The organism is Leptospira kirschneri serovar Cynopteri str. 3522 CT (genome assembly GCF_000243695.2).
GTDB classification, from domain to species: Bacteria; Spirochaetota; Leptospiria; order Leptospirales; family Leptospiraceae; genus Leptospira; species Leptospira kirschneri.
In genome coordinates this window covers 190,078-202,851 of the sequence record NZ_AHMN02000005.1, presented here as the reverse complement: position 1 = coordinate 202,851, position 12,774 = coordinate 190,078, and the positions used below count along the sequence as shown (strand labels likewise).

At 34.5% G+C, this 12,774-nt stretch carries 11 protein-coding genes; 10 read left to right on the top strand and 1 reads right to left on the bottom strand.

Annotated features, from left to right (window positions below):
- The first annotated feature begins 19 nt into the window (after nucleotides 1-19).
- The 10 genes from LEP1GSC049_RS219280 (at nucleotide 20) to LEP1GSC049_RS219325 (ending at nucleotide 10,310) form a co-directional block, all read left to right on the top strand.
- On the top strand, nucleotides 20-1,111 hold the full coding sequence (locus LEP1GSC049_RS219280; protein WP_004755281.1) for an SDR family oxidoreductase: 1,092 nt from the start codon (nucleotides 20-22) through the stop codon (nucleotides 1,109-1,111).
- Between the two features lie 420 nt (nucleotides 1,112-1,531).
- Nucleotides 1,532-2,209: a response regulator gene (locus tag LEP1GSC049_RS219285; protein ID WP_004755329.1), complete on the top strand. Its 678-nt coding sequence runs from the start codon at nucleotides 1,532-1,534 to the stop codon at nucleotides 2,207-2,209.
- Nucleotides 2,210-3,277: 1,068 nt separating this feature from the next.
- Nucleotides 3,278-3,757 carry a Spy/CpxP family protein refolding chaperone gene (locus LEP1GSC049_RS219290; RefSeq protein WP_004759474.1) on the top strand — a complete coding sequence of 160 codons (480 nt, stop codon included), beginning with the start codon at nucleotides 3,278-3,280 and terminating at the stop codon, nucleotides 3,755-3,757.
- Nucleotides 3,747-4,292, top strand: a complete 546-nt coding sequence (locus LEP1GSC049_RS219295) for an RNA polymerase sigma factor (protein WP_004759509.1) — start codon at nucleotides 3,747-3,749, stop codon at nucleotides 4,290-4,292. Before LEP1GSC049_RS219290 ends, LEP1GSC049_RS219295 begins: the two co-directional genes overlap by 11 nt.
- Entirely contained in the window at nucleotides 4,282-4,545 is a 264-nt protein-coding gene (locus LEP1GSC049_RS219300) for a hypothetical protein (protein WP_004755379.1), read from the top strand. The genes LEP1GSC049_RS219295 and LEP1GSC049_RS219300 overlap by 11 nt, the downstream gene beginning before the upstream one ends.
- 1,531 nt (nucleotides 4,546-6,076) lie before the next feature.
- On the top strand, nucleotides 6,077-6,967 hold the full coding sequence (locus tag LEP1GSC049_RS219305) for a YHYH protein (RefSeq protein ID WP_004755177.1): 891 nt from the start codon (nucleotides 6,077-6,079) through the stop codon (nucleotides 6,965-6,967).
- Nucleotides 6,954-7,511 carry a toxin-antitoxin system YwqK family antitoxin gene (locus tag LEP1GSC049_RS219310; protein WP_004754357.1) on the top strand — a complete coding sequence of 186 codons (558 nt, stop codon included), beginning with the start codon at nucleotides 6,954-6,956 and terminating at the stop codon, nucleotides 7,509-7,511. The genes LEP1GSC049_RS219305 and LEP1GSC049_RS219310 overlap by 14 nt, the downstream gene beginning before the upstream one ends.
- 197 nt (nucleotides 7,512-7,708) lie before the next feature.
- A complete protein-coding gene (locus LEP1GSC049_RS219315) occupies nucleotides 7,709-8,422 on the top strand; it encodes an SCO family protein (protein WP_004759468.1) in 714 nt (237 codons plus the stop codon).
- A 437-nt stretch (nucleotides 8,423-8,859) separates the two neighbouring features.
- Entirely contained in the window at nucleotides 8,860-9,213 is a 354-nt protein-coding gene (locus LEP1GSC049_RS219320; protein ID WP_004755311.1) for a single-stranded DNA-binding protein, read from the top strand.
- A gap of 293 nt (nucleotides 9,214-9,506) precedes the next feature.
- Nucleotides 9,507-10,310, top strand: coding sequence for an enoyl-CoA hydratase/isomerase family protein (locus tag LEP1GSC049_RS219325; protein ID WP_004754476.1), 804 nt, complete (start codon nucleotides 9,507-9,509; stop codon nucleotides 10,308-10,310).
- A gap of 261 nt (nucleotides 10,311-10,571) precedes the next feature.
- Here the strand turns inward: LEP1GSC049_RS219325 and LEP1GSC049_RS219330 are convergent, their stop codons facing one another.
- Entirely contained in the window at nucleotides 10,572-11,492 is a 921-nt protein-coding gene (locus tag LEP1GSC049_RS219330) for a lipase family alpha/beta hydrolase (protein ID WP_004754900.1), read from the bottom strand.
- Nucleotides 11,493-12,774 lie beyond the last annotated feature (1,282 nt).

The following is a 12,774-nucleotide window of genomic DNA, read 5'->3' as shown; positions in this document are numbered from 1 at the left end:
ATTTTTAAGGAGAATAATGATGAAAGAAATCGATCGTACTAAACCGGTTTTAGTCACTGGAGGGGCGGGTTATATTGCTTCTTGGATTGTTCGTTATTTGTTGGAAGATGGAATTTCGGTTCGAGCCACAGTCAGGAATAAATCGGATTCTAAAAAGATATTCCATCTTCTTAAACTTGCGGAACTTTATCCTGGAAAATTGGAACTCTATGAAGCGGATCTTTTAAAGGAAGGGTCTTTTTTGGATGCAATTCAAGATAAAGGAGGAGTAGAGTTGATCCTTCATACTGCTTCCCCTTTTTTTATAGATGGAATTAAGGATGCGAGAAAGGAACTTGTGGAACCAGCAGTTTTTGGAACTAAAAATGTTTTGGAATCTGCAAATGTAAGTCCTTCTGTTAAAAGGGTCGTTTTGACTTCGAGTGTGGCGGCTATTATGGGTGACAATGTAGAAGCTCTTTCGATTCCAAATCGCCGTTTTTCCGAAGAGCATTGGAACAAAACGAGTAGTTTGACACATCAGCCGTATCCTTATTCTAAAACTTTGGCAGAAAAAGAAGCTTGGAAGATTGCCGATTTACAATCCAAGTGGGATTTAATTACGATCAATCCTTCTTTTGTGATGGGACCTTCGGTTTCAGAAAGAGCCGATGGAACGAGTGTGAACTTTATGATTTCTATGATCAACGGAAAGTTTGCTCCGGGAGTTCCGGATATGAGGATCGGTTTTGTGGACGTTCGAGACGTGGCAAAAGCTCATATACTCGCGGGTTTTACTCCTTCTGCTAAAGGTCGTCATATCGTTTCTGCCGTTACGATGAAATTTGTAGAAGTTGCAAACATGATTCGTGAGAAATATGGAAATCGTTTTCCCACTCCTAAAAATTCTCTTCCTAAATTTTTAACTTACTTGATTGGTCCTTTTTTCGGATTGTCTTGGGCTTATATTTCGCATAACGTTGGTATTGATTTCGAACTAGATCATTCTTATAGTAAGAAAGATTTAGGTTTGAATTATAGACCAATCTCTGAAACTTTTACGGAACATATAGAACAGATACTTTCTTCCGGTATGCTTTCAAAAAAGAATTCTGAACATTCTATTGTATAGTCTTGCGTAAAAAGCCTAAAATCGAGGAATTAAAAAAGTATATTATAAAAAATTAAATTAGAGTTATTGAAAAATTTCATAGTGAAAATTTGTAGAATTGCTTCAATCGACCGTTTTTATGTGATAGAAACAGATGGAGAATTCGTCTTTCAATAGCTCTATTATTGAAGTGTAAACTTATTGGTTTGTTGTTTTATTATTTAGTTCTGAGTAAAAGTCCTTTAAAAAAGTGTAGTATTTTATTTTGTAAAACAAGGTTTGGAATAGACTTTTTTAAAAGGTGTTTTTCTGGAATAACTCGTTTTTCTAAATAGAATTTTTCGTATGAAAAACATTCCTCGTTGATTTTAAAAAAATTGTCAGAAAAATACAAAAAAGATAGATATGTATTCTTAAAATTTTAAGGAGTTCGATGATCTTATGAAAGTTGCGCCGACTTATCCTATCCTACTAGCAGAAGATGATGAAAGTAATGCGGAACTTTTAATCCGTCATTTAGAAAGATATAATTTTGACGTGGATCATGTTGTGGATGGGGTCGCCGCCGAAATCAAATTAAGGAAAATTCGGTACGACTTGATCCTTACTGATAATCGGATGCCTAAACTCAGCGGTCTTGATCTTTTGGAAAGAATTCCGGATATGAATCGAATGACTCCGATTATATTTCTAACTGTAAGTAACGAAAAAGAAACGATCATTCAAGCTGCACATAATAAGAAGCTTGTAGCTTATCTTTTAAAACCGATCGATACTCAGATTTTGATCGAAAAAATCTGTCAGGCGTTGGGGATTAAAACGAATTCATTGATCGATAAGAAAGAATATCCGTTTGAAATTCTTCCTTTTACTCACACCGATAAAGGGGTCGGGGTCGAATTAAAAGGATGTCCTTACGGTAAGAGTGTAGAAAAACTCGTTCAGGAAATTGCATTTTTTTTAAAGGAACTTCCTTCTTTGAGAAGTATTCTGATCAAAGTGAATCCTGAATTTTTTTATTTTAAAAATGGAACCCAACTTCTTTCTTCTCTAAAGGATCGTTTGGCGATTAAATATGAAATTTCAAAGGAAGACATTACAATTCAGACGGAACACTGATTGGATCGATTTGTTTTTTCAATTGTAATTTTACATCTGCTTTTTTACTTTTAAAATCTTGTCGTAATGAGTCGTGAATTTCTCCCCAACTTTTTTGTTTTTAAATTAAAGTTCACGAAGTTTATTTCTATTTTTGGGAAATAATTCTTCATTAGAGTTTTATTAATAAGTTTGCTCCAAAGGTTTAGTTGTAATGACTATTATTTTATGTAAATTGAATATAATAAAATTAGAAAAATACTTCTTATTCAGAAGTTATAGAATAGAGCGTTTAACTTTGTCTAAAAGAAGGTGTGTTTCAAAATTTAGAATTGTTAATTGTATTTTTAGGAACCTGGTTTTTTTATTCAGAATATATCTGAACTTTTGGAAGTTTATCTTTAAAATCCAGGTTTGTGTGAGTTCCCACATATTTTGTCTCATGCTGTGATTTATTTTTTTTATGAATTTTTTCTTTCGATCATATCATTTGCGTATGTTTTTCTGCATCAGAATTTATCTGTAAAATTCAAATTTGCGGTAGTTCCCACATTTTATTTTTTACTGAAAAATCGGATTTTATAAAAAAATGTTTTATATCAAATTCATCGTTTTATGGTCATGATATGTTCAGTCGTTAGTAACAATATGTGGTAGTTCCCACATATTTTGTCTCTTTACTTAGAATAATATAAAAGAACCATAATGTTTTGTTCTGATGAAATAGGATTTTGCGATAAAAATTCACGAAACTCAATTTCATGAAGACCAGTAGGAGATTTATAAATTTTTTCGACAGTGTTAAAGATTGTAAGAGTTCCCTACGCTTTTACTGAGTTGTTTAACGCGATCCATAGAGAGCGTTTTGCTGAATCCACGTTAATTTATTGGACAAACTTCATACGTCTTGTAAAAAATCTACAAAGACTTTCTGTGAATTTTGTTATAGGTAGAAAAAGAAGCATAACGTTAACTAAAGCCTAATTTTAAAATAAACCGTAACAAAACTACATTTCGATTTGTTTTGAATCAGAATGCCTCTGTTCCGGGTTACTTTTTTGAATTCTAAAAAAAGTGGAACCAAGTTTGATGTCTTTGGTCAGAGGTGTAGATAATGGGGGAAATCCAATGAAAGGATTTTTTAAAGTTTCCGGTTTGATTCTTTTGACGATGTCTTTGTTTGTCGGTGGTTGTAGTAGACATTATAGGTCTCCTGAAAAAAGAGCGGAGTTTGTAGTAAAAAAGATTAATTCCGAATTAGATCTGAATGATTCTCAAAAGAAAGAGCTCTATCGGATTAAAGATGAAATTCTGTCTAAAAGAAAGGAGCTCAAACTACAAGGTCCTAGAATTCCTGCTGAAGTTCTCGCGGAGTTTCGTCAGCCGACTTTAGACGAAAAAAAAATTAACAAGTCGTTTGAGTTAGAAATGAATAAGATGATTGAAATGAGGACCTTTATGACAAAAAAGGCGGTCGAATTTCATTCGATTTTAACTCCGGAACAAAGAAATCAACTGGTGGATTTAATTACAGAGTTTCAACAAAAACATCGTCATCATGATGACTGAATCTGAATTTGCAGAAATTGTTAACTCCACTCGGGACACAGTCCTCTCTGCGATTGAAAAAAATCTCGCAGAGAGGTTTTACTATGCCATAGATGACGTGGCTCAAGAAACGTATTTTCGTGCTTACAAAGCTCTCAAAAAAAATCAATTCCGCCAAGAATCTAAACTTAGTACTTGGTTATATACGATCGCTAGAAACGAATCTCTGAGAATGAACGATAAACTTAGAAAGGAAGAAGTGCGTGCGGAGAGATTGATCAACTCTAAAAAAGAGGAAGACTTTCTCGAAATCAAATCCAATCTGAATGAAAACTCCGAACGGAATTCTCAGGAAGTGATTGGATTGTTACGTTCTCTTTTGATTAAAATTCCGAATAAATATAGAAAGGTTCTCGAATTTTATCTTGCGGGGTATTCTGAAAAACAGATTGCGGAAACGATGGGAGTGAAACCTGGAACCGTTAAGTCAAGGGCAGCTAGAGGAAAAGAGATGATGAAGCGAGTTGGCGCTAAGGAAAAATTTTATGAAGAATGATCGAACCTATTCTATGAAATCAGAAATTCTCAAAAGAAAAAAAGATCCGGATTGGGTAACGCGTATTTCTTCAAACGTAATTCAAATGGATCGAAAAGAAATTAGAAACAAACGCGTGTTAGGTGGTTCTCTCATCTTATTTTTAGGTTTGAGTGTTTATATTAGTTTTTGGTCTCAGGATTTTGATTCTGGGGATTCGGATCTTTTAAGTACCGGTGTTTTTGAAGAATTGGAGAGCGCTTTGGATAAATGAGATTTTTTTGCAGAAAAATCAACTTTTGCTTCTATCTTTTTTAGGTGTTTTGCCAAATTCAAAGTTTATTTTGTAGTGCTTACCCGGACGCATGAAGATAATACCAAGTTATTAACGGCCGAATTTGCGAAAAAAATAGCGATACTTAAAAAATTCCTCAAATTCGGGATTTACAGCATTTTAGAGCAGAACCAAAACATTTAAATTTTTGAAACAATCTAACCCAAGCATTCTATTTATGTGTCCGAGTAGTAAGTCATTTTAGAATTTTATAAAATTAGAAAACAAATTTTTATTCTTTTGTGTATTGAAGAATTTATCTGTAAAATCGTAGTTTGTGGGAACTACCATGTATGAGTTTAATAATAAAATATCGGTTTAAAAATTCGTAAATAACCCGTAAAAGACGGTTTTTGTGGGAACTACTGCATTTTATCAAAAAGTTTTCTTGTAAAACAATTATGGGAACTACCGCAAACTACATTTTTCCAAAGAAATTATCTTGAAAACTTATAAAGGATTTACCGGGAACTTTGTTTATATCTAACGTGAGTTCGAGGTAAGGAAATGAGAAAGAATTTTCTAAAAGTATGAGTTCCTACGGATTATCGATTTTAGATTCTTTAACTATTTTTTTGGTAATTGAATTCCTACATTTTTGTGATGAAATGTCAAAGATGCTCCTTTCAAAGTTTTGTAATAGTTCCCACAATACAGTTTAGAGATATACAATTTCAAGTTACACTTTTACGAATTCTAATGTTCTTTCCACTTAAGAATTCATTTCAAAAACCTAAAAATGTGGGAATTATTACAATTTTCGATTTTACGGTTAAATTTTGAAAATGTAGGAACTATTATAAATTTAACATTGCACAAGGTACTGCCAATTCATCTCAGAGACAAAATTTGTGGGGACTACCACAAAAAAGTCTAGGATAAAGTAAGTTCGTGGAGAAATTCCTTTTTCCGAAAAAAATTGAAATCTGAATTTTACAGATCAAGTCCTATTCAGAATTATAAAATAACGTGAATTCGACGTAAGAAAACCAGGGCGAATCCGGCTTGCCACAGCCAGCCGGACCTGACTCTCAGCTCTGGTCAATAAATTGTATCCAGGAAACATAATACAGCAATCGTCTTTAGATTCAATTTAGAACGCGACCTGTCGAGCGACCGTAGAAGCGAGACGCTGAGTTAACGCAACCCGAGAAACTCAGCGAATGCCTCTCTAAGGATCGGCATTCAGGAAAGCGTTCTGCTTTATTTTCCCCACATCGATCCCTTTCGCGTTAGGCAGAACTAACGTTAAAACAAGGTCCCCAGTATTTTGGGTTGAAACAGGGCTTTGTAATAAAAATCTACGGTACTCAATTTGATAGATCAGTAGGCAGAATTTTCTTGATTCACCTTAAAAAAACAAAAATTAACTCAGTCTACAAACATTTTAGTTCTTTATCTTATACTTAAGTGGTGTAAAATAGGCGCGCTTAAACCCGGTCGGGTGTTCGAAAACAATGTAGGAGAAAATATGATTCAAAGATCGATTTTAATATTTCTGGTCTTTCTTTCCTTCGTGGTTTGTAAGAAAGATTCCAACGATGATGATCTTACTGTAGCAGCTTTGGCAGCGCTTTCAGGCGGGTATTGTAATGGAAGTTCGGCTAATACTGGAATTACTGTATCTAAGGGTACGGCAACTTTGGATTCATCTTCAGGTTGTGTTACCGGAGTAACTACTTGTATGGATTCAGCACTTCCTGCTTGGATCAAGAATAACTTTAAATGTTCCGTAGTTTATGTATCTGGTTCCAGTTATATATTCAAATCTCAAAATGTTCCCAATACAAAAAGTTATTATTACGGTTCCAGCTCTCCTTTGTTTGAAACACTTCCGGCAGGAAATATGCCCGCAGGAAATAATTCCGTTTCAAGTCAAAAGTTTGTTTATACGATTCCTTCCAATCCAACAAGAGGAAGTGGAACTGTAGGAACACAAGGTGGGCTTGTATCGATAGGAATTACAGTAAACGGTCTTGCGATTTTTAATAACGCAGCCAATCCTCCCGATACTCTCGCAGTGGAAGCTCAGACGTTTGATAACTTTGGAGGTCATCCTCAAAATACAGGAGTTTATCACCATCACGCTGCGGTAACAAAGGTGAGTAACAACGATTCAAGTTTGATCGGAGTGATTCTGGACGGTTATGCACTTTATGGAAAAAAATGCGACAATGGAACTTCGTCAACTGGAGACGACTTTGTCCCAACCGATTTGGATAATTTGCATGGGCATACAAAAGCGACGGTTCACTTTTCTACTCCGACTTATCACTATCACTTTGCTCCCGATGCTACTGCAGGGATTGATACTTTGATGGGTTCCTTTTTTTACGGAACGATAGGAAGTGTTTCTAACTAAATCATTTTCTATATTTTCGATTATCTTGACGGTCGCGTTTATCGGCTGTCAAGAAGGGGAGACGATTGAAAATACTGATCCGAACTTACAAGTCTTTCAAGGTCGACATTACTATAAAAGGAAACTTTTCACAGGATTTATCAAAAAAGAAATTCCAGTTTTGGGAGAAATAGAAACGACTCAATTCAAAAACGGTTTAGAAGATGGTGAAATGACTTCTAAAAACAAAGATGGTCGGTTGTTGGAAAAAAGATATTTTAAAGAAGGGTTGAAAGAAGGAATTCATAGGACTTGGTTTCCAAATGGAAATAATCGATTGTATTCCGAGTTTCGTTCCGGAAAGTATATTCATCATCGTTGGGAATGGCACGATAATAATCGGCCTTTTATATACGAAAAATTTGATGAAGATGGCAGGTTACTTGTTTCTAAAAAGTGGAATCGGAACGGACAGATTTTTATGAATACCGTAATTACAAAGGATGGAAGTTCTATCGGTTTACCCGGAAGTAAAGTTTGCGAGCCTATCAAAAGTTTGGACTGATCGTTTTCTATTTTTATCAAAATCAAATTTTAGAACGTTGACCTTTAAACAAGTGAGTCTTTGAATTATATTCGAAAAAATGATTCATTAGAGTTGTTGAAAGATTCTATAACGGCGGTTAACAATATTGTCCATTTCAATACAAGGGAAACAGATCAGGAATTAATTTTTCAACAACTCTAATATGTAAATTATTTATGAAATTAGTATATTCTTTTTTTATTATATTTTTTGTTGTTTTTTGCGAGGATATAAAAGAAAAATATCATTCAGAGTTAACTTATTTTTCTTCTCCTCAGGAAGGGATTCTTCCTTATTTTAAAAGTGAAGTGATGGATCCCTATTGGCCCGAAATGGACGGAAAATTACCGAACGATCTTAAAAAGGTGCCGGAGTTTACTCTTCTTACCCATGAAAACTATACATTTAACAATCAAAATTTAAGAGATAAATATACGTTAGTCGTGTTCTTCTATGCGAAGTGTAAGGGGATTTGTCCTATGATTACCAGAAATATGTTGAATTTTATTCCTAAGATAGAGGATCAAACTAATCTTCAAATCGTTTCGATTACCGTAAATCCTGAAATTGATTCGGTGGAAGTTCTTAAAAAGTTTAGAAGTCAATATAAGATTGTTCAGAATAATTGGTTTTTTCTCACAGGTTCCAAAAAAACGATTTATGATTTAGCAAGAAATCAATTCGGCGCAGATATAAAGTTGATTTCTGGAAAAGGTAATTTGAACGATTTCGTTCATACGGAAAACGTATATTTGATCGATAAAAAGAATTATTTACGCGGAATATATAGAGCCAAAGGTTCCGGGGATTTAGAAAGATTGAAAATAGAATTGAATACTCTGAGAAAGGAAGATAAAAAATCGGCGATCATTTCATCTAACATAGATTAATGTAAGCTCAGCGTAAAAGATTTGTTTTATAAAACCTAATTTTTCTGTAAAAATAAAATGTGGGAACTAACACAAATTCAGGTTTTTACAGTTAGATTTTGAAAATATAGGAACTCTTACTGATTTCGATCACGAAAAACAAATGTTTAAAAATTTGTAATGTGACTTAATCTGTGGGAACTGCCACGGACCTAGATTTTGCGATAGAACTTGAATGTGGGAACTAACACGTTTTTTAAGGTACCAAAAGAAATTGGTTTTAAGGATTGAATTTCTTCGTCAAATTGCTATTTGGCGTATTTGGCGATCATCAAATGAAAAGTTTATTTTATAAAAATTCTCACAAAAAAATTAAGATTTATACTCCGCTCAATTCTTGTTAGGAACCGTTGCCTATAGGGGAAGAACAAATTTTTCCCGTAATAGGAGTATGAAGAATGAAAAATATAGCACATATCATTTTGGATGGGAATCTTACTTCCGATCCGGAAATCAAAACCTTGAATAGCGGAAAGAGTGTTGCAACATTTACTCTGGCGGTTAATCACGATTATAAATCCACTTCGGAGGAACCGGGGGAAGTTTCTTTTGTAGAAATCGAGTTGTGGGATCGTCAGGCTGTGAACGCGCACGAATATCTCAAAAAAGGGAAAAAAGCAACCGTTATTGGTGAACTTCGTCAGGATCGTTGGAAGGCACAGGATGGTAGTAATAGAAGTAAATTGAAAGTAGTCGGACAGATGATTCGATTTGATGGTTTGCCCGGAAAAAAAGAACGAGACGCGGCTTAAATTTTTTAAGGGAGAATCTAAAAAATTCTCCCTTAAAAGCTTGCTCAAACTTTAAAAACATGTAAGTTCTTACAATTTTTAACCTGTCAAAAAAGTTTATGAATCTTCAGCGATCATTATAAAATTGAATATCGTAAATTTTTATGGAGATTAGTAAAATCGAAAGTTCAAACAGTTTATTTTTTTATAAGAATTACACCCTGAGAAGAAAATAAGTTTGATCCAAAATTATCAAATGTTCACTTTGTCAATCAATCGAAGGATTTTAAATCCAGGAGATAGAAAGCAATTGTATGAAACTCGTAAAAGAAATAATTACTTCTAAAGATTCAAAAATTGGTGTTATGAAATTGGTATCCGATGATGGACCGATGACGTTGACGCTTTCATTGATTCACGAAATGTGTGATATATTAAAAGAATTCACCATGGACCAAGAGATTCGAGCAGGAATTATTTCCGGGCCTGATGGAGATTTTTGTGTGGGACTCGATCCGGATGCTATTTTAAGTTCCTCTGTTGATGAGATTGCAAAAATTATGGCCGGAATTTTTGAAATGTTCGAATCTCTTATTAGTTTTCCAAAACCCTTAATTGCCGAAGTGGGTGGTAACGCCGTCGGAGGAGGAGCGATCATAGCTTACACGTGCGATTATAGATATATGGTAGACGGAAAAGGAAGAATCGGATTTGCAGAGCCGTTAGTAGGACTGCCAATTACATTCGCACTAATCATTAGAATGAGACAAATCATGATTCCTTCTTCCGTATCGGAAGCCGCCATGGAAGGCGCTCTTTATAAACCTTCTGATGCAGTTCGAAACGGATTGTTAAGCGAAGTAGGAGCTTCTTTAGAGGAATTGAGGAAAAAATCCTTGGGCAAAATCAATGTTCTTAATCGGATTCCGGCTTCTGTAACAGTGGAAACTAAAAGAGCTTTGAACAAGGAAGCGTTAGAGGCTGCAAAGTCGGCTTCGAAAGAGTTAGCATATCTTTTTAAAACTCAGTCTAGTATCATTCCAAATCTTTTGGAAGCAATGACCGCAAATAAAGAAAAAAGAAGACCTGTATTGACTCATGCGGCAAATTATTCATAAATCAACCTGAGTTTGATCTAGAATCTGTTTTAAAAACCTAGAAATGTGGGAACTACTGCGGAGACTAAATAACAAAGAATATTAAAAAACTTAAATCGACAATATAACTGTTTCTGTGGGAACTACCGCATTTTTGAAGAAGAATTAGTTTTCCTGAATTAAAAATTTCTTACGCCAAACGCGCGTTAATTAGTATTAGATTGATCGCAAAAACTCCCCAAAACCAGTCGTAATTTCAGGGAGATCTTGATCCAATCTATTTTATTGGTTAGATTTTGCGTTAGTCGCCATCTTTAAGAAGTAAGCGTTTGTATCGTACCAGAGTTGTCCAAGATAGAGAGCGTTGGTCGCTTCTAAATGATCCACTCCGGTGGTCAAGATTGGTATCGAAGGTCCTCCTTTCCAAGTTCCCCACCTTTGGGAAGAATCCGGAACTACACCGTCATTTGCAATACTCATCCCGTAAAAAGGGGCTCCAATTGCGCAGATCGGATGTAGGATTCCCATTGCTGGATGTTGAATCAGATCTGGAATTCCGATTGTTGACCCATACGAAAAATATTTTACCCCAGATACGTTAGGTGTCACAGAGTTAAACGTTTTTAGGCCGTCTGTAGTTAGGAGTTTTAAAGCTGCGATAGCGTTTTGACTGGAATCTCCATAGACAAAACCGATTATAGTATTTAAAACCGTTGAAACGTAAGGTAAAGCCCAATTAGGAATAACCGCTGCTACGATATTTGCGATAGGACTTCCTTGATGAGGAGTATTTAACGTCGTTAAGGTGGCAACCTTAGTACTCATTGAAAGATTGGAGACCATATAACGTGCATCTAATCCACCCTGTGAATGTCCTATGACATGTACCTTGCCGGTATAATTGTTTGCAGCCATAGCTGCTAGAATAGCCGTTTTTAATTGGGAGGCTCTGCTGGAACTTGAATTTAACGCAGTGACGGAAGGGGTTAGAACATACGCGCCTTGATTTCTAAGATAGGCTGCATTTCCACCCCAATAATCAACAACGGTAGAACCGTTTCCCCAGCCAAACAATCCGTGGGCTAGTACGATGGGATAACTTCCCGAAAGAGGTTTACTAGAGGTTCCTCCTCCAGACGCATATGTAACGTTCGTTATTAGAAATACTAACGTTAACAAAATTTTCAAATTTATTTTTTTCATATTCTTCACCTGATTTAATTTTCAATTAGAAACGTGTCGGAACATACTTTATGAGAAAAATCAATCAAGCAAAAAATAGAGAGGAACGGTCTTTGGTTAAAAAATTATTTATAAAAATAAAATAAAATTCTAAAATATGTAGATTGACTTTAATTTTTCAGATAAACTTTTAAAGATTTGCGTTAGTTCCCATAATTACTACTCGAACACATAAAAATAGTATTACTGATCTCTATAAAATTGAGTACCGTTAATTTTATCACAAAACACTGATTCCATGCAAAATATTAGGTACTTTATTATATAGTTATGATTAAAAGTTAGCAATTGATTTTATCAAAGATGTAAAAGTTTTCAAAAATTGCGTCTAATCCGGAATTGTTGTCTTTTTTGAATGAGATCCTACATTCTAACTTTTTAAACAAGTTCGTGGTCTAATATTATTTTCATGCGCCCTAGTACTCAGAACTATAAAATACAATTCCCAGTTATTCTACGCTGAAACAGTATTTTTGTAATCGAAATTTACGGTGCTCAATTTGGTTGGAATCAGTAATTTCCTATATAATAAAATAAAGTACTTTGAATTTTATCCTAAATTTTCGTTTAGACGAAGAATTTAGTCACTCCGTTATTATGGAACGTGAGTTCGGCCATGATTCATTTTTCTGAAGTGAAGTTGGATTTGAAATTTACAGATTGATTCCTTAAATGTGGGAACTCTTACAAAACGTAGGTTTGTCTATAAAATGATGTGGGAACTACTGCAAATCAAAATTTTACAAATAAATTCTAAAATTGTAGGAACTCATACTTTTAGAAATTCTTTCTCATTTTCTTACGCGGAACTCGTATTATAGTATGAGTTGGCGTAAAGAATACCTACAAAACCGTCTTTTCAAAGTTATTCGACTATTTCTTTTGTAGGAGTTCTTACGTGTTACGTCTATTTCGCAAGTTGATGAATTTTCGAATATTAAGCTTGTATAGAGTTCCCACATATCCAAAGATTTCAGTACAAGTCTCTTTGGAATTTGGAAATGATTTCAGATTTTAGTAATTCATAGATAATATCAATGTTTTGTAATAATGAAACAACTCTTGGAAACTCTTTCCAATTTGAACGAATCTTAGGGCGAAATCCGATCAAGTTTCAATTAGATCCTAGAGAAACTAGAAACTTATCAAATATAAAATTTAGAAAAAATTCCGAACTTCAAGATGACGGTACTTGTTATTATGGATCTCTATCAAATTGAGTTCCTAATAAGGCTGTTGAAAA